Source organism: Sphingomonas sediminicola (assembly GCF_014489515.1).
In the GTDB taxonomy this organism is placed as follows: Bacteria; Pseudomonadota; Alphaproteobacteria; order Sphingomonadales; family Sphingomonadaceae; genus Sphingomicrobium; species Sphingomicrobium sediminicola.
The window spans coordinates 2,204,418-2,221,105 of the sequence record NZ_CP060782.1; the positions used below are offsets into that span (position 1 = coordinate 2,204,418).

A 16,688-nucleotide genomic window follows, 5' to 3' on the forward strand; every position below is an offset into this window, starting at 1 on the left:
GCGCGTTTTGGTCGACCTAGTTGACGTTGACGTTGATCTGGTCGGGGACCTTTACCTCGGTCTTGCTCCCGAAGCCCAGCTGATCACGGAAAAGGAAGAGCAGGACCAATACGACGATTATCAGCAGGACCACGGCGAGGACGCCTCCTCCGCCGCCACCGCCGTCAGTCTCGATTACGGTCGTGCGTTCCACTTCGTCACGATCGTCGGCCATGGCATTACTCCCTGTTACTCTGTTGTTATGGCGAAACGAACGAAGCTCGCGGACTGCGGTTCCGATGTCCGGCACGGAACCTTTGCGCTATGAGCGCCTTACGTCCTGCAGTTCGAGCACAAGCAAAGAGGAGACGGGGATGAGCAGCCTGGATCAAGTCCGCGAGCATATGCAGGTTATTGATGCCGAGGGCACGCCGCTCGGAAAGGTCGACAAGATCGAGGGCGACCGGATCAAGCTTACCCGTGACAGCAGCGGTGCCGGCTCGCATGAAGGTCATCACCACTTCATCCCGGCGGGGCTGGTCGCGGACGTCGAAGGCGAAACCGTTCGCCTCTCGGCGCGGATCGATGCGGTCGAAAGCATCTTTCAGACCGAAGAGGGCGGCGAGAACAGCTAGGCTCGTCCCCGTCCGCGGGAGCAAGCTCCCGGCAGGGAAATCGTTCGCGGAAGTGGCGATTGAAGTGTGCGCCCTTTGAAAAGGCGCCACGAAATGCCTGCACGTCCTCTGGGGAACGTCCGAGTAAATGTACCGGCGGCCTCTCACGAACTCGACCGTGAGCTCGCGGGACCCGGGAGCATAAAGAAAACGGCGGATGACGGTCGACGGCATGGAGCGATAAACGCGCAGGGCGCGGAACTTGTCGCATGACGGCGTCGGTGCGAACGGCTAATCGGCAGCCATGCCGCAAGCCATCCTTCACGATTACTACCGATCTTCCGCCTCCTATCGCGTCAGGATCGCGCTGAACATCAAAGGCGTCGAATACGAGCGCCGGCCGGTGAACCTGCTCGAGGGCCAACAGCAGTCCGATGAGTATCGCGCACTGAACCCGCAGGGGTTCGTTCCGATGCTCGAGATCGACGGTCACCGGCTGGTCCAGAGCCTGGCGATCATCAACTACCTCGACTTGCGGTTTCCCACTCCGCCCTGATCCCTACGCCTGCCGCCGAGCGGGCGCATGTGGTGGCCATGGCGATGATGGTCGCTTGCGACATCCATCCATTGAACAACCTTCGGGTTCTCAAATATCTGAAGAACGAGCTCGGCCATTCCCAGGAAGAGGTCGATGCGTGGTACGCGCACTGGATCAGCGAGGGCTTGCCGGCGTTGGAAACTTTCGCCGCGCCGAGAGCTGGGACGTTCCTCTTCGGCGATGCGCCGACCGCGGCCGACGTCTGCCTGGTTCCGCAGCTTTTCAACGCTCGCCGCTTCAACGTTCCGCTTGACGGCTACCCGACGCTGGTGCGAGCCGATGAGAACGCGAACCGGCTGGAGGCTTTCGCGGCCGCCCATCCGGACCGGCAGGAGGTGCCACAATGAACCGCGTGGACTCGATCAATCGCGGAATGAACGACACGAAGCCGATGGAGTCGGTCGAAATCCCGTCGCTCCGGGGCAAAGTCAGCGACGAAGAATGGGCGATCCGCGAAGACCTCGCCGCAGCCTATCGCTTGGTAGCCCACTACGGTTGGGACGACCTCATCTTCACCCACCTTTCGGCGCGCATCCCGGGGCCGGAACATCACTTCCTGCTCAATCCCTACCAACTGATGTTCGAGGAAGTGACGGCCTCGTCGCTCGTGAAGGTCGACGTCAACGGCAATCCGGTCGAGCCGACGCCGTTCATCACCAATCCCGCAGGCTTCACCATCCACTCGGCGATCCACATGGCGCGAGAAGATGCACACGCCGTGATGCACCTCCACACGCCTGCGGGGCAGGCGGTATCCGCCCATCAGGAAGGTCTCCTTCCGCTGACACAGACGGCGATGCTGATCCGCGGTGAAGTGTCGTTCCACGATTATGAAGGCGTCGCAGTCGACCTCGACGAGCGCGACCGGCTGGTCGCGGACCTGGGCACGAAGAATGCGATGATCCTGCGCAACCACGGCACGCTCGCGGTCGGCAAGAACGTCGGCGAGTGCTTCATCCGCCTCTACTATTTGGAGCGGGCCTGCCAGGCGCAGATCATGGCCCTCTCGGCCGGCGACCAGATCAACAGACCGCCACAGGGTGCTCCGGAAATCACGGCGCAGCAGGGTGCGGTCGGGCTACCGCTTGCGGCGAACTTGTTGGCATGGCCGGCGCTCAAACGGAAAGCGTATCGCCTCGATCCCAAGTTCGCGACCTGAAGGCTGAATGCGGAAGGCGGCTAACGTCGACGACTATCGCGAGCTTGCGCGAGCTCGCCTTCCGCACTTCCTGTTCGAATATCTTGACGGCGGTTCTTACGACGAAGTGACTCTCGCCGCGAACATGCGGGATCTGCGCGACGTTACACTCCGCCAACGCGTTCTACGTGACGTTTCGAAGATAGATCTGACGACCGAACTATTCGGCCAGAAATGGTCCTTGCCGGTTGGCCTTTGCCCGATCGGGCTTGCCGGAATGTATGCCCGCCGAGGAGAGGTGCAGGCAGCGCGAGCAGCCCGCGCGGCTGGCGTTCCATTCACATTATCGTCGCTGAGCGTCTGCCCCGTTCGGGAGATCGCCGGCGAGCTTCAATCGCCCTTCTGGCTCCAGCTCTACATCATCAAGGATCGAGGCTTTGTCCGCGACCGGCTCGCGCAGGCTGGTGAAGCGAAGTGCGGCGCCCTGCTGCTGACCGTCGACCTTCCTGTCTCTGGTAGTCGCTACCGGGATCACCGGTCGGGGCTTTCGGGAGGCACGCGGATGCGGCGCGCCATTCAGGCGCTTACTCGTCCCCGCTGGGCTTGGGATGTGGGGTTGCAAGGGCGGCCGCACAGCCTCGGCAATCTCGAACCAGTCCTCGGCAAGGACACCGGCCTCGAAGATTATTTCGGCTGGATCGGCGCTAATTTCGACCCATCGATTACCTGGGACGACGTCGACTGGGTCCGCGCAAATTGGGACGGACCCTTGATCATCAAGGGCATACTCGAGCCTGACGTAGCCCGGGCAGCCGTGACCAACGGTGTCGACGGCATCGTCGTCTCGAATCACGGAGGCCGTCAGCTCGACGGAGCATCGTCGACCGCTCGCGCCCTGCCCTCGATCGCCGAGGCCGTCGACGGCAAACTCCCGATCCTCGTCGACGGAGGCGTTCGCTCAGGCCTCGATGTCGTCCGGATGATCGCGCTCGGTGCCGACTTCGTCCTAATCGGACGAGCGTGGGCTTACGCGCTGGCGAGCCGTGGCGAAGCCGGCGTAACGCACGTGCTCAAGCTGATCGAAGCAGAAATGCGCGTCGCAATGGCGCTAACGGGGTGCACTACGATCTCCGGGATCAACGCGGAGATCATCGATCCGCGTCAGCGGTGAATGGTCGGGGAGAGAGGATTCGAACCTCCGGCCCCTGCCTCCCGAAGACAGTGCTCTACCAGGCTGAGCTACTCCCCGACCGGAACCCGCTTTGAGTTGCGACCGGCGGTCGCGGCGGGAGCCAAGGCCGCGGCTAGATAGATGGGGGAATCGGCAAGCGCAACCCGGCAATCACCGGCCGAGGGCAGACAGCCAATCTTCGACCCGGACGAACTTCTCGCGCGGACTTCCCGGCCGGGCCTGTCCCACCTCGGTTTCCTCAATTTTCCGCCAATCGTCATAGTCGGTCGGCATGATTCCGCGTTCGTTGAGCAGCCGCTTGAGGCCTTCCGCGCCCGCGCGGTCGCTGTTGGCGGCCGCCGGCATGGCCGTCGCAACCTGCTCCGCAACTTCGTAACCGTCGGGGCGGTTGGTCCCGATCGTCCCGGTCGGGCCCCGACGAGCCCAGCCGACCGCATACAGCCGGTCACCAATGATCCCGCCTTCGTTGCGAAATTTTCCGCCACGCTCGTCGTAGGGGACGCCTGCCATCTGCGGCGTCGAATATCCGATCGCAGTGATCACCAACGACGCGGGCACTTCATAGGTCTCGCCAGTGCCCCTCGCCGCGCCATTCTCGTCGAGCTCGGTGCGCTCGACGATGATCCGCTCTGCCTTGCCGTTACCCTCGATCCGCAGCGGCTTGGCGAAGAAATCGAAGACCATCCGCTTCGGCTTGGCCGGGTCAGCCGGCGTTCCCGCGAACTCCCGCAGGATCGTGATCGACTTGCGGTGCCCCGGCTCGAGCGCATCGTCGGCCTCCATGGGCGGGAAGTCGGCGGCGTCCACGACCGGCGACGCCTCTTCCAGGTGGCCAAGCTCGCCGAGTTCCTTCGGGGTCATCGCGATCTGGTGCGGTCCGCGCCGGCCGAGGATTGTAACCGTGCGGATCGCCGATCCGTCGAGCGCCTCCAGCGCGTGCCGACGATGTCCGACCCTTCGAACTCATGCGGGGTCTTCGACAGGATCCGCGCGCAATCGAGCGCGACATTGCCGTTGCCGATAACCGCCGCATGCGTGCCGCCCAGCGGTGGATCGAGGTCGGCAAACTCGGGATGACCGTTGTACCAGCCGACAAATTCGGCAGAGCCGACGACGCCAGCAAGATCTTCGCCGGGAATGCCGAGCTTGCGATCATGCGGCGCCCCGATCGCGAGGATCACGGCGTCGTAGAGTTCGAGCAGTTCCTCGACCGATACATCGCGGCCGACCGTCACATTACCTATGAAGTCGACGCCGGGCTCGTCCGCCACCTTGTCGTAGCGCTTGGACACGGCCTTCAGCGACTGGTGATCAGGCGCAACTCCGAACCGGATCAGGCCGTACGGAACGGGATAGCGGTCGAGGATGTTGATCCTTGCCTTGTCCCCGTACGTCTTGCTCAAAGCCTCCGCAGTGTAAAAGCCCGCTGGGCCGGAGCCGACGACCGCGAAATGGCGCATGCAGCAATCAGTCCTTCTTGCTCTTGTCTTCCAGTAGAAGATCGCGGCCCTTCATATTCAGGGCCGCCTCGATCGGCGCGGCAAAGAACGCCAGCATACCCGGAAGCATCACCCGGCAGCGAACCTTCGTCTCTTCGACATCGATCAAGGCGGCGACTTTCTGCCCCATTGCCGTGATGTCGAGATTGAGCTGGTCGCCCACCCATTTGGAACTCACCTGCGCAGCGCCGCCCGGGATATGATCCTCAAGCCTGTGTACGTTGCCGGCGATACGCCGCCGCGCTTCCTCCCGGCCCAGCTTGTGCGGCAGCTCGACTTCGACCGGGCGCTCCATTGCTGCGACGATGGGCTGGCATTCAGCGCTTTGCAAGCCGCCGGGTAGGAGTATCATGGGCGCAATGCGTTGGATCGTGAGCCTTTTGCTATTCGTCGCGGCCCCGGCCGCTGCCCAGATGACGGTCTATCCTCCGTCTTCGAATGCCGTGCCGGTGCCGATGCATGCCGGCTGGAACCCCGCCGCCGACTACATCTCGATCGGCCAAGACGAGCCCGGCTACCGCAGCTGGTACGCGGCGGGACCAAGGCATGCGGGGGCGGTAAAGTCCTTCAATGCCTACCTGACCGAATGGGGTGTTTCCGGCATCCTTCCGACCTGGCAGATTCTGCGCACGGCGACGTCCTGGCAGCGGTGCGGTGGAGCGCCGTTCGAGGTCCCGCCGACGACCGAGTGGCCGCACATCGTTCAGACGCTTCGCTACATAAAGGATTACGTCGTCCCAACCGTGGGCCCGGTCGAGGCCGTGTCCGCTTACCGCAACCCAAATCTAAACGTCTGCGCGGGTGGAGCTCCCGAGAGCGCGCACAAGCATTATTCGGCGATCGACATGGTCCCGCTCCGGCAGACGACGCGCGAGGAGCTGATGCGGAAGCTGTGCGCGGTCCATGCCCGGCGCGGCACGGATTATTCGGTCGGGCTCGGCTTCTACGCCTTCCTGCGCTTCCATGTGGATACGACCAAGTACCGGCGCTGGGGTGCTGATCCCAACGTTGCCAGTTGCCCGGCGATCATCAAGCCGAGCGATCTGGCGTCGGTAACGATGGGTCCGCAGACTCAGCCAACCGCCGAACCGGCGACGACGATCGGCGCAAAGGTCGTCTATGCGCCTCACGGAACAGACCCTTTGGCACCAACGCCCGTTTCAACGGACACCCAGCCCTAGCATCCTGTCCCTTGAGTGGTTTAACGGCCACACCATATCGGCCCCAAGGCAGAGGGGTGTTTAATGGATCTCGAAAAACTCACTGATCGAGCACGCGGTTTTCTTCAGGCGGCCCAGACGATCGCCGTCCGCGAGCATCATCAGCGGATCGCGCCAGCGCATTTGCTGAAGGCGCTGCTCGACGACGAGCAGGGAATGGCTGCCGGCCTAATACAAACGGCTGGCGGAGACCCCAAAGCGGCGAAGCGCGAAGTCGATGCGCTGGTCGCGAAGATTCCGGCCGTTACCGGAAGCGGCGCGACGCAAGCGCCTGCGCTCGACGGCGACACCATCCGCGTCCTCGACCAGGCAGAGCAGATCGCCCAGAAGGCAGGCGACAGCTACGTGACGGTCGAGCGGATCCTGCTCGCCATGGCGCTAGCGAAGGGCACCGACGTCGGGACCGCACTTCAGAAATCGGGACTCACTCCTCAGAACCTCAATGCTGCTATCGACAAGCTTCGTGGCGGCCGAACCGCGGACACGCAGTCGTCCGAGGATCGCTACGACGCGCTCAAGAAATATGCCCGCGATCTCACTGAGGCTGCGCGCGAGGGCAAGCTCGACCCGGTGATCGGCCGAGACGAGGAAATCCGCCGGACAATCCAGGTTCTCGCCCGCCGTACCAAGAACAATCCGGTGCTGATCGGCGAGCCGGGCGTCGGCAAGACCGCGATTGCCGAAGGGCTCGCACTCCGCATCACCAACGGCGATGTTCCCGACGGCATCAAGGACAAGCGCCTGCTTGCCTTAGACCTCGGCGCCATGGTCGCCGGCGCGAAATATCGCGGCGAGTTCGAGGAACGCCTCAAAGGCGTCCTCGACGAGGTGAAGCAAGCCGCTGGCGAGATTATCCTCTTCATCGACGAGATGCACACGCTCGTCGGTGCCGGCAAAGCCGAGGGCGCGATGGACGCCGGCAATTTGCTGAAGCCGTCGCTCGCACGCGGCGAGCTTCACTGCATCGGTGCGACGACGCTCGACGAATATCGCAAATATATCGAGAAGGACGCTGCTCTGGAGAGGCGCTTCCAGCCGGTGTTCGTCGGCGAGCCGAGCGTTCCCGACACTATCTCGATCCTTCGCGGGCTCAAGGAGAAGTACGAGCTTCACCACGGCGTGCGGATCACCGATGGCGCCCTGGTTGCCGCGGCGACGCTTTCTAACCGCTACATCACTGACCGCTTTCTGCCTGACAAGGCGATCGACCTGATGGACGAAGCCGCGAGCCGCATCCGCATGGAGGTCGAATCCAAGCCCGAGGAAATCGAGAACCTCGACCGGCGCATCATCCAGCTCAAGATCGAGCGAGAAGCGCTGAAGAAGGAGCAGGATGCGGCCTCGAAGGACCGGCTGAAGAAGCTCGAAGAGGAACTCGCGAACCTCGAGCAGCAGTCATCCGAACTTACGCAGCGCTGGCAGGCCGAGAAGGACAAGATCAGCGCCGAGGCGAAGATCAAGGAGCAGCTCGACGCCGCCCGCATCGAGCTGGAGCAGGCGCAGCGCAACGGTGACCTGGCGAAGGCTGGCGAGCTTCAGTACGGGCGCATCCCCGAATTGGAGAAGCAGCTCTCCGAAGCGCAGGCGGCCGTGAAGGGCGCAATGCTCCGTGAGGAAGTTACGGCGGAAGACATCGCCTCCGTCGTCAGTCGCTGGACCGGCGTTCCGGTCGAGCGGATGATGGAGGGCGAGCGCGAGAAGCTGCTCCAGATGGAAAAGCTGATCGGCGCCCGGGTCATTGGCCAGGAAGATGCGGTCAAGGCTGTGTCCGCGGCAGTCCGCCGTTCACGCGCCGGCCTTCAGGACCCTAACCGCCCGCTCGGCTCGTTCCTGTTCCTCGGCCCCACCGGCGTCGGCAAGACCGAGCTGACCAAGGCGCTCGCCGAATTCCTGTTCGACGACGCGCACGCGATGGTCCGCATCGACATGTCCGAGTTCATGGAGAAGCACGCGGTTGCACGGCTGATCGGCGCTCCTCCAGGCTATGTCGGATATGAGGAAGGCGGAGTTCTGACCGAAGCCGTTCGCCGCCGCCCCTATCAGGTCGTCCTGTTCGACGAGGTGGAGAAGGCGCACGGAGACGTCTTCAACGTACTGTTGCAGGTCCTCGACGACGGTCGCCTGACCGATGGCCAGGGCCGCACGGTCGACTTCTCGAACACCATCATCATCCTGACGTCCAACCTTGGCTCACAATATCTCGCTTCTCTCGGCGAGGACGAGCCAGCCGAAAAGGTCGAGCCGCAGGTGATGGAGGTCGTCCGCGCCCATTTCCGTCCCGAATTCCTCAACCGCCTCGACGAGATCATCCTCTTCCACCGCCTGTCGGCGGGACACATGGGCCCAATCGTCGATATCCAGGTCGCGCGGCTTCAGAAGCTGCTTGAGGACCGCAAGATCCGCCTCGACCTGACCGATGCCGCCCGCGCCTGGCTGGGCCGCGTCGGCTACGACCCGGTCTACGGCGCCAGGCCGCTCAAGCGGGCGATCCAGAAGTACCTCCAGGACCCGCTCGCGGACAAAATTCTAGCGGGCGAGGTCAAGGACGGGTCGCTGGTACGCGTCGACGAGGGCGATGGCGGGCTGGTGTTCGTTCAGGCCGAGCAATCGGTGCGGGAAGCGGCGGAATAGCTTAGAGCAACACGCCTCGCTGCTCGTCGGCGGCCGCGTAGAAACGGACGATCATTTCCCGCTCGTGCTCGCTGAGATGCGGGTTCCATGTGTCGATAATCAGGATCGCGCGGTCATGACCGCTGCGGTTCCAGGCCTCATGCTCGATGGTGTCGTCGAAGACGAACGCCTCGCCGACACGCCACTCCCGCGTTTCGCCGCCGACCCGGAAACCGCAGCCCTCGGGCACGATCAGCGGCAGGTGAACGATGCTGCGCACGTTGGTTACGCCGGTGTGCGGGGGGATGTGGCTGCCGGCCTTTAGGATCGAAAAAAATACCGCGGGAGCGCGGCCCTCGATGCGGCATAAAGGCAGCGACTCGACCAATTCAGTCGTCCGCGGAGCGCGGGCGCAGGCGTCGTCCATGCGCACGCCTTCCTTCCAGAGATGGAAGGCTCCCCAGTCCAGCGACTTGTCGAGCCTCGACCATTTGTTCGGCGGAACGCCGGGAGGCATCGAGATATAAGGCGCCACGCCGGAATCGCGCTCTGCCAGGATTGCCTGCAGTTCCTTGATGATTTCGGGCGTGGCCGCCTCGAGCTGTTCGAGCCACGGGAAATGCCCTCGATCGAAGAACTCGTCGGCAGGCAAGAACGGGTAGTGCAGCCCCTCGCAATGGTTGGCGTAGATGCCCCGCCTCCCCAGCCAGTGATCCGCCGCAGCCTGCAACCTCCGACGGTCCCGAGTGCTCGCCCCTGAAAGGTCGTCAGCCAGCTTCGCATCGATCGCGTTTGCGAGATGCTGCCGGTGCTTTTGTACGAAGGCTTTCGCGTGGTCGACGATCTGCTCGAGTTCGGGCAACCGGTCGGGAATGCCGGACGAGAGCGCGACCACGGCTCCCCACCTCTTCGCGCCCAAAGCCTCTTCACCCAGACGCTCATGGAGCTCGGCCAGCCGGATCAGCGCCAAGAGGTCCCGCTGGTCGATCGTGAGCACTTTTTCGAGCGCCGCCCGCTCGGCCTCGGAATCCCCAAGCTCACGATGCGCTCGCGCCAAGTTCATCCAGAGCGGCTGTGCCTTCGGGTCCCGGTCGCATGCAATTTCGAAATGAGCGGCCGCCGCTCGCGCGTCCCCCTGGTCCAAAGCGAACAGCCCCAGTGCATTCCGGGCATTCGGCTCCGTTGGGTCGAGTTCGATGACTGCATCGAGATGATGGCGTGCTTTATCGACTTGCCCCGCGTGCATTGCGCGCTGGGCTTCCGCGAGATGTTGCTGAATGCTCCCCGAAGTCATGTCCCGACTTGGAACCGAGCCGGGGATCAGGGTCAAGGGCGCCTCAGCAGGCCGCCCTTCCGCCAGCTCCTGTGTGAGTCACGACGCAGGGACTCTTCTGTGCGCTTTCCAGGGCTTCCCGATCCTCCCGTTTGCGGTCGGCCCATTCAGCCCGAGTTCCGCAGAACCTCTTGGTCGCTAGGCGGCTGCCGGTGAGGACGATATTCTCGCAGATCCGCTCATTGGGATTACCGGTCGAAGTATTAGGTGCCTGATCCTTCTCCGCAAACGCGGGCGTCGAAACCATCGACGCTACGAGGACTAACGCAACGGCCAGACGGCTCAGCATGACGGCGCTCCGATATTCTTGTTGGCGACCACGCTGCACGGGCCAGCGATCTGCTTCTGGATTTGATCCACTGCCTGGCGATCCTGCCGCCTCTGCTCTTCCCACTCCGCGCGCGTCGCGCACACCCGCTTCTTCGCGAGGCGGCTGCCGATCACCGGAATGCTCTCGCAAATCTTCTCGTTGGCGTCGCTGGCCATGCTGGATTGCTGTTGACCGGCCGACGGCGTTGCCGCCACAGCAGGGGTCGCCGCGACAATCACCAACGCAAACAGGCGAACAAGCATAGTCGCCTCCATCGAATGCAATTCATTCGAGCGCGCTCAGTCGGCAGCTCGATTACGCGTGTTGTAAACTCATCTTGTTGCTGCGGCCAACGAATTTTCGACCAACGACAGACGCTTAGCGGTCGGCGGCCTTCTTCTCGGCCTCGACGCTCGCATCCGCATCGACATAGGCTTCCTGCCGCTCCACGCTCCAGTACCGAAGCTCATGCAAGGGAATCCGTGTGCCCGTGACGGCGCAGATGACGTGGTCGCCGTTCGAAAGGACCCTAAACGTCCCGGGGAGATAGTGAAGGCGCGCTGCGCGTCCGGCTCCACTCATCAGCATGTCTTATTCCTCAGGCTCATCGAACAGGCCCCGCTGGGGTGCGACATAGGGTGCCCGGCGCGGGCGCTCAACCCGAGCAGGCTGGCTTGGCGCCGCCCCAGCGGTCGCGTCGACCGTCCCGTCGCCGAAGTGCAGCTTCAGCTCGCGCGCCGCGATGGCATCTGCGGCATGGGTCAGCGTCTTGCCTGCCCGGTCTGTGACGCGCGCAAATCCACGTTTGAGCGGTCTGTCGGGATGAGCGAGCTCGGCCAGTCGCCAGAGGGAAGCCAGTTGGTCTCTCGCCCGCAAGACCCGGTCGGAGAGCAATTCGCTGCGCAGCCGAGGAGCGACCGCGCTGAGGTCCGCGCGAGCATGCGCGGCCCGTGCGGCAAGCGCCCTGGGCAGCCTTCCGACGAGATCATCGACCCGCTGGTTAACGGGTGCAAACAGGGCTTCGGGCTTAGGCCAGCGATGCACCGTCAGGTCGAGCCGCTCCCGCGCGCGCCGTGCATGGACAGTCAGGCAGGACGCCGAGCGCCGCCCCAGATCGTCGACAAGCGCCATCAGGTCCGATCGAACGGGCACCGCGATCTCCGCGGCGGCAGTGGGAGTGGGCGCACGCCTGTCTGAAGCCAAGTCGATCAGGGTCGTGTCCGTCTCGTGACCGACGGCCGAAATCAGCGGGATCGGCGATTCAGCTGCAGCACGGACGACCTCCTCCTCGTTGAAGGCCCAAAGGTCTTCGATCGAGCCTCCACCGCGTGCGACGATCAGGAGATCCGGCCGCGGCACCGGCCCGCCTGTCTCGATCGCGCCGAAACCACGAATGGCCTGCGCCACCTTCGCCGATGCACCCTCGCCCTGCACCGGAACCGGCCAGACGATGACATGCGTGGGGCAGCGGTCCTCCAGTCGGTGAAGGATGTCACGAATCACTGCTCCCGTCGGTGACGTCACGACGCCGATCACGCGCGGAAGGAAGGGCAGCTTGCGCCTGCGCTCCACGTCGAACAGCCCTTCGGCCGCAAGCGCGCGTCTGCGCTTGTCGAGGAGCGCCATGAGCGCCCCCTCCCCGCCAGCTCCATCCGCTCGACGACGATCTGGTATTTTGAACGCCCCGGGTAGGTAGTGAGCTTGCCGGTGGCGATCACCTCCGCCCCGTCCTCGGGCCGGAACGCGAGCGCCTGTGCGCTCCCCCGCCAGACGACTGCGTCCATGCACGCGCCCTCGTCTTTCAGCGAAAAATAGCAGTGGCCGGACGCATGGCGCTTGAACCCGGAGATCTCGCCGCGAACCCGCACGCGCCCGTAGGACGTCTCGATCGTACGCTTCAGCGACATCGACAGCTCGGTGACCGACAGCGCAGGCGCGTTGTCGCCGGCCTTGGCCTCGGCTAACAGGCCGCTGCCGCTGTCTTCGGGGAGATCCATGAACATCCTGCTGCTGGGTTCGGGTGGACGCGAAGATGCGCTCGCGTGGCGGCTGAGGCAATCGCCCAGCTGCGTCGAGCTTATTGCGGCACCCGGAAATCCAGGCATTGCCCGGTGGGCGGAATGCGTCGCAATCGACCCATGCGATCCGACGGCGGTGACGTCGCTTGCGAAGGAGCGCTCGATCGGTCTCGTCGTCATTGGTCCGGAAGCACCGCTCGTGGCCGGCGTCGGAGATGCATTGCGCGAAGCGGGATTTGCCGTGTTCGGTCCCAATGCAGCAGCAGCTCAGCTCGAAGGCTCGAAGGGCTTTACCAAGGACCTTTGCGCGGCGAACGCGATTCCAACGGCGGGCTATGTTCGGATCGAAACTGCGGCGGCGGCGCACGACGCGCTGAAACAGTTCGGAATTCCGGTCGTCATCAAGGCCGACGGCCTCGCCGCCGGGAAGGGCGTGACCGTCGCCATGAGCCGCCAGGAAGCGGAGGCCGCGATTGATGCCGCCGGTGACGGCCCAATGGTCATTGAGGAGTTTCTCGAGGGCGAGGAAGCGAGCCTGTTTGCGCTGGTCGACGGCGAGACCGCCGTCCCGCTCGCGTCGGCACAAGATCACAAGCGCGTTGGCGAAGGCGATACCGGACCGAACACCGGCGGAATGGGCGCCTACAGCCCGGCGCCAGTCCTCACCACCGAGCTTGAGCAGCAAGCGATGGATGAGATTGTCCGCCCCACCGTTCGGGCACTTGCCGAGGCGGGCACGCCTTTCTCAGGCGTGCTCTACGCCGGCCTGATGCTTACGAGCGAAGGTCCGAAGCTCATCGAATACAATGTCCGTTTCGGCGATCCGGAATGCGAAGCCATCATGCCGCGCATCGAGGGCGACTTCGCCGAGCTGCTTTACGCCGTCGCGACCGGGCGACTGGGCGAGCAGAGGCCGGAGCTGTCGGACAACCACGCGATGACGGTCATCGTCGCCGCCCATGGATATCCGGGCACGCCAAAGGGCGGCGGGCTCATCCGGGAAATCGAGGCTGCCGAGCAGGTGCCCGGCGTGACCGTCTTTCACGCGGGGACCGCGCGTTCTGGAGAGACATTGGTCGCTAAGGGGGGGCGGGTTCTGGCCGTGACCGCCGTGGCTGACACGTTCGCCAATGCCCGGGCGCGCGCGTATCGCGCCGTTGACCAGATCGACTTCGCTGACGGCTTCCACCGTCGCGATATCGGGTGGCGCGAGCTCGAGCGCGCCGAGCCGGCGGTGAGCGAATGAACCTTCTCTGGGATCTCTATTGGCCGGTCCTGACCCTGGCAGTCGTCGCAGGGGTCAACGTCGGCGCAATCGCCTTCCGCAAGCGGGCGCCAAACCAGTTCAGGACGATAAACTGGAGGCGCCGGCGAGTGCTCGTGCTTGCCGGCGGGGCCGCCCTCGTCCTCGCGTTCGGAGCCATCTGGCACGCTCCGGTCGGTAAGGGCGAGCGCTTTGCATCTCAAACCGAGCGCTTTACTCGCAAGGTCCTCGTCGACTGGGAAATGGCACCGGTCACCGCCGTCGTCCCCCGCAATCCGATCAGACGGGCGCTCGTCCTTTCCGGGCCGGCCGACGATTTCCAGCGCAGCGAACTGGTACGAATTCTCAACGATGTTCCGGGCGTGGCCAATGTCTGGTGGGCCGACCGGCCGCCGAATTTCACGCTGCCATTGTTGCTGGAGGTGGAACTTGCGGCGCTTGTCAGCTTTGGCGTTGGGCTGGTGCTGGCGTATCTGCTCGAGCTTCGGCGCCGCTCGAATGCGCAGTGGAGATGGTGATGGATTTTGGTGGGAATCTCTGGCTGATCGTCATCGCGGCGATTGTCGTTCTTATTGTCGCGTGGTTGCTCCTGCGGCCTCGCCAGCGCATTCAGCTGGGCGATTCCACGCCGCTGCGTCCGCACATGTCGAATCCGAGGCCGGAGGCCGAAGGGCGTGGGCTCGCAGGTGAAGCCGCGGCGGCGACGAGCGACGTTGCCGGAGAGATCATCAAAGCGCCGGTTCACCAGGCGCTGGCCGGCGGAGAAGCGCGCGATGAATTCACCAGGATCAAGGGCGTCGGCCCGAAGTTCGCGGATGCGCTCCACGCGCTCGGTTACAATCGTTTCGAGCAGCTCTCGCGCCTAACCCCGGAGGAGCTCGATCGGCTCGACGGGCAGCTCGGGCCGTTCCGCGGCCGACTGCAACGCGACCGTGTCATCGAGCAGGCCGACTATCTTGCGCGTGGAGACACTGACGGCTTCGAAAGCCGCTTCGGCAAGCTCTAGTCCTGCTCGACCTGCGCGGGCTCATGCTCGCGCGAGCGCCGCTTGGGGCGCGAAACGAGCAATTTGTCGATCTTCCGCCCGTCCATGTCGACAACTTCGAACTTCCAGCCGTCGTGGGCGAAGGTCTCGCCGGTCTGCGGGAGCCGCTTGAGGACCGACAAGGCAAAGCCGGCGACGGTCGAATAATCGCGGTCGTGGGGCATGTGCACTCCAAGACGATCGGACAGCAAGTCCGCGCTTGCTGCCCCCGACACCAACCAGCTTCCATCCTCGCGCTCGAACAGATCCGGCTCCTCACCCTCCTCGACATCGTGAGCGAAGGTTCCCGCAAGCGCGGCAAGAATGCTCCCCGGAGTCACGATCCCGTCGAAATGCCCATATTCGTCATGAACTAAGGCGAGCGGTACATCGGCCGACCGGAGCACGACTAACGCGTCCATCGCATCCATCAGGTCGGGAATCACAGGAGCCGAGCGAGTAAGTTCGCGCAAATTGAGTTCTCGCCCGTCGAGAAGCGCCTCGAGCAGGTCGCGAGTCTGAATCACCCCAACGATATTGTCGACTGAACCGTCCGCGACAGGGATGCGGCTGTGCGGAGTGTCCTTCAGCGCGGCGCGGAGATCCTCAGAAGATGTACCTACGTCGACCCAGTCGACATCGGTGCGAGGGGTCATGACCTCGCGAACCGGGCGGTCGGCCAAGCGAACAATGCCGGAAATGATCGCCCGCTCGCTTTCCTCGAGCACGCCGGCCGTCTGCGCCTCCGCGACCACAAGGTGAAGCTCTTCCGCAGTCACCGTGTTCTCGGACTCACGATTGAGACCCAGCATCTTGAAGATCAAAGCGCTTGTGCGGTCGAGAAGCCAGACGATCGGGCGGGTGAGCCACGAAAGCCACAGCATCGGACGGGCAACAATCGCCGCGATCGGCTCAGGCGAACGAAGGGCGAATTGCTTTGGCACGAGTTCGCCGATCACAACCGAAGCGAATGTCGTCAGAATGATCACAACCGCAAAACCGATTGTCTGGGCCGTCTCGGGTGACAGCCCCAATAACGCAACTCGCTCGCCAACAGGCTTGCCGAGAGTCGCTCCCGAATAGGCGCCCGCAAGGATGCCGACCAAAGTGATCCCGATCTGCACGGTCGACAGGAAGCGCCCGGGATTGGCGGCGAGGTCGAGTGCGCATTGGGCGCCGCTGCTCCCGCTCTTTGCCATCGCCTTCAGTCGCGCCTCTCGCGACGAGACAATCGCGAGCTCGCTCATCGACAGGACGCCGTTGAGCAGCACCAGCGCGAGGATGATGACGATATCGAACCAGGGAAGTGGGGAAGGATCGCTCATGGGCGTTGCGTTAAATGCCTAGCAGCGCTTTTGTTCACAAGCGAACATCGATTCACATACGAAACGGCTCGGCTTTAGCGACGCTCTTCGAAGAAGGCCTTTAACAGCTCCGCCGATTCGGCTTCGCCAATCCCGCCGAGCACGTCGGGTCGATGGTGACAGGTGGGCTGGCTGAATATGCGCGCGCCGTGGACCACACCGCCGCCCTTTGGGTCGTCAGCGCCAAAGCGGACGGCTTCCACGCGAGCAAGCGCCATCGCGCCAGCGCACATCGCGCAAGGCTCCAGTGTCACCCAGATCGTACAACCGTCGAGGCGCGACTGGCCGAGCTTCTCGGCGGCAGAACGGATGGCGACGATCTCTGCATGCGCAGTCGGGTCGAGACTTCCGCGCATCGCATTGCGCGCCTCGGCGATGACCTCGCCGTCCTTGGTGACGACCGCTCCGACGGGCACCTCCCCTTCCTCGGCTGCCTCGCGGGCGAGGTCGAGCGCGCGGCGCATCGGCAAGGGCAGCGGAAAACTCACCGTGAAGCGGCTAATCCACGCCGCCCGCCCTGTCGAT

The 16,688-nt window shown here is 63.9% G+C and carries 17 protein-coding genes, 1 tRNA gene and 3 pseudogenes; 10 read left to right on the top strand and 11 right to left on the bottom strand.

All coding sequences use genetic code 11. The features are described 5' to 3' along the window. Positions 1 to 16: 16 nt before the first annotated feature. Complete coding sequence (locus H9L14_RS11850; RefSeq protein WP_187708253.1) at positions 17 to 214, bottom strand: hypothetical protein; 198 nt, start codon at positions 212 to 214, stop codon at positions 17 to 19. A gap of 139 nt (positions 215 to 353) precedes the next feature. Between H9L14_RS11850 and H9L14_RS11855 the strand changes: the two genes are divergently transcribed. Continuing rightward, complete coding sequence (locus H9L14_RS11855; RefSeq protein ID WP_187708254.1) at positions 354 to 614, top strand: DUF2171 domain-containing protein; 261 nt, start codon at positions 354 to 356, stop codon at positions 612 to 614. A 99-nt stretch (positions 615 to 713) separates the two neighbouring features. On the opposite strand, the pseudogene H9L14_RS17500 reads toward H9L14_RS11855, so the two are convergent. Then, a pseudogene (locus H9L14_RS17500) lies at positions 714 to 827 on the bottom strand (KTSC domain-containing protein); the annotation flags it as partial. Between the two features lie 70 nt (positions 828 to 897). Here H9L14_RS17500 and H9L14_RS17120 point away from each other — a divergent pair. From H9L14_RS17120 to lldD, 4 genes are read left to right on the top strand one after another with little or no spacing between them, the layout of a single operon-like run. Further along, a complete protein-coding gene (locus tag H9L14_RS17120) occupies positions 898 to 1,149 on the top strand; it encodes a glutathione S-transferase N-terminal domain-containing protein (RefSeq protein WP_343070191.1) in 252 nt (83 codons plus the stop codon). A 38-nt stretch (positions 1,150 to 1,187) separates the two neighbouring features. Next, entirely contained in the window at positions 1,188 to 1,538 is a 351-nt protein-coding gene (locus H9L14_RS17125; RefSeq protein WP_343070264.1) for a glutathione S-transferase C-terminal domain-containing protein, read from the top strand. A gap of 44 nt (positions 1,539 to 1,582) precedes the next feature. Then, positions 1,583 to 2,350, top strand: a complete 768-nt coding sequence (locus H9L14_RS11870) for a class II aldolase/adducin family protein (RefSeq protein ID WP_187709966.1) — start codon at positions 1,583 to 1,585, stop codon at positions 2,348 to 2,350. A 7-nt stretch (positions 2,351 to 2,357) separates the two neighbouring features. Continuing rightward, positions 2,358 to 3,500: an FMN-dependent L-lactate dehydrogenase LldD gene (gene lldD / locus H9L14_RS11875; RefSeq protein ID WP_187708255.1), complete on the top strand. Its 1,143-nt coding sequence runs from the start codon at positions 2,358 to 2,360 to the stop codon at positions 3,498 to 3,500. Between the two features lies 1 nt (position 3,501). On the opposite strand, the gene H9L14_RS11880 is transcribed toward lldD, so the two are convergent. The 3 genes and pseudogenes from H9L14_RS11880 to H9L14_RS11890 all read right to left on the bottom strand — a co-directional run bounded on the left by H9L14_RS11880 (position 3,502) and on the right by H9L14_RS11890 (position 5,315). Continuing rightward, positions 3,502 to 3,578: transfer RNA gene (locus H9L14_RS11880), tRNA-Pro, on the bottom strand. Between the two features lie 93 nt (positions 3,579 to 3,671). Then, positions 3,672 to 4,981 (bottom strand): annotated as a pseudogene (locus tag H9L14_RS11885) (FAD-dependent oxidoreductase). A 7-nt stretch (positions 4,982 to 4,988) separates the two neighbouring features. Then, complete coding sequence (locus H9L14_RS11890) at positions 4,989 to 5,315, bottom strand: polyhydroxyalkanoic acid system family protein (protein WP_187708256.1); 327 nt, start codon at positions 5,313 to 5,315, stop codon at positions 4,989 to 4,991. A 64-nt stretch (positions 5,316 to 5,379) separates the two neighbouring features. Between H9L14_RS11890 and H9L14_RS11895 the strand changes: the two genes are divergently transcribed. Continuing rightward, on the top strand, positions 5,380 to 6,201 hold the full coding sequence (locus tag H9L14_RS11895) for a D-Ala-D-Ala carboxypeptidase family metallohydrolase (RefSeq protein ID WP_187708257.1): 822 nt from the start codon (positions 5,380 to 5,382) through the stop codon (positions 6,199 to 6,201). A gap of 63 nt (positions 6,202 to 6,264) precedes the next feature. Further along, positions 6,265 to 8,871 (top strand): ATP-dependent chaperone ClpB, encoded by a 2,607-nt coding sequence (gene clpB / locus H9L14_RS11900; RefSeq protein ID WP_187708258.1) that lies wholly within the window; start codon positions 6,265 to 6,267, stop codon positions 8,869 to 8,871. Position 8,872: 1 nt separating this feature from the next. Here the strand turns inward: clpB and H9L14_RS11905 are convergent, their stop codons facing one another. From H9L14_RS11905 to xseA, 4 genes and pseudogenes are all read right to left on the bottom strand, one after another. Continuing rightward, positions 8,873 to 10,144 carry an aspartyl/asparaginyl beta-hydroxylase domain-containing protein gene (locus H9L14_RS11905; protein ID WP_187708259.1) on the bottom strand — a complete coding sequence of 424 codons (1,272 nt, stop codon included), beginning with the start codon at positions 10,142 to 10,144 and terminating at the stop codon, positions 8,873 to 8,875. Between the two features lie 321 nt (positions 10,145 to 10,465). Further along, a complete protein-coding gene (locus H9L14_RS11910) occupies positions 10,466 to 10,756 on the bottom strand; it encodes a hypothetical protein (protein WP_246444159.1) in 291 nt (96 codons plus the stop codon). Between the two features lie 115 nt (positions 10,757 to 10,871). After that, positions 10,872 to 11,081: a DUF2093 domain-containing protein gene (locus H9L14_RS11915; protein WP_187708261.1), complete on the bottom strand. Its 210-nt coding sequence runs from the start codon at positions 11,079 to 11,081 to the stop codon at positions 10,872 to 10,874. Positions 11,082 to 11,084: 3 nt separating this feature from the next. Beyond that, positions 11,085 to 12,496 (bottom strand): annotated as a pseudogene (xseA, locus tag H9L14_RS11920) (exodeoxyribonuclease VII large subunit). Here xseA and purD point away from each other — a divergent pair. The 3 genes from purD to H9L14_RS11935 are packed head-to-tail and all read left to right on the top strand — an operon-like array spanning position 12,489 to position 14,781. After that, entirely contained in the window at positions 12,489 to 13,757 is a 1,269-nt protein-coding gene (gene purD, locus H9L14_RS11925; RefSeq protein ID WP_187708262.1) for a phosphoribosylamine--glycine ligase, read from the top strand. The pseudogene xseA and the gene purD sit on opposite strands and share 8 nt — an antisense overlap. Continuing rightward, positions 13,754 to 14,293 (top strand): hypothetical protein, encoded by a 540-nt coding sequence (locus H9L14_RS11930; protein ID WP_187708263.1) that lies wholly within the window; start codon positions 13,754 to 13,756, stop codon positions 14,291 to 14,293. Before purD ends, H9L14_RS11930 begins: the two co-directional genes overlap by 4 nt. After that, on the top strand, positions 14,293 to 14,781 hold the full coding sequence (locus H9L14_RS11935; RefSeq protein WP_187708264.1) for a hypothetical protein: 489 nt from the start codon (positions 14,293 to 14,295) through the stop codon (positions 14,779 to 14,781). The genes H9L14_RS11930 and H9L14_RS11935 overlap by 1 nt, the downstream gene beginning before the upstream one ends. Here the strand turns inward: H9L14_RS11935 and H9L14_RS11940 are convergent. Together H9L14_RS11940 and H9L14_RS11945 are read right to left on the bottom strand one after the other, a co-directional pair. Beyond that, positions 14,778 to 16,124 (bottom strand): hemolysin family protein, encoded by a 1,347-nt coding sequence (locus H9L14_RS11940; protein WP_187708265.1) that lies wholly within the window; start codon positions 16,122 to 16,124, stop codon positions 14,778 to 14,780. The two genes, H9L14_RS11935 and H9L14_RS11940, sit on opposite strands and share 4 nt — an antisense overlap. A 74-nt stretch (positions 16,125 to 16,198) precedes the next feature. Beyond that, positions 16,199 to 16,627 (bottom strand): nucleoside deaminase, encoded by a 429-nt coding sequence (locus tag H9L14_RS11945; RefSeq protein WP_187709967.1) that lies wholly within the window; start codon positions 16,625 to 16,627, stop codon positions 16,199 to 16,201. Between the last annotated feature and the right edge of the window lie 61 nt (positions 16,628 to 16,688).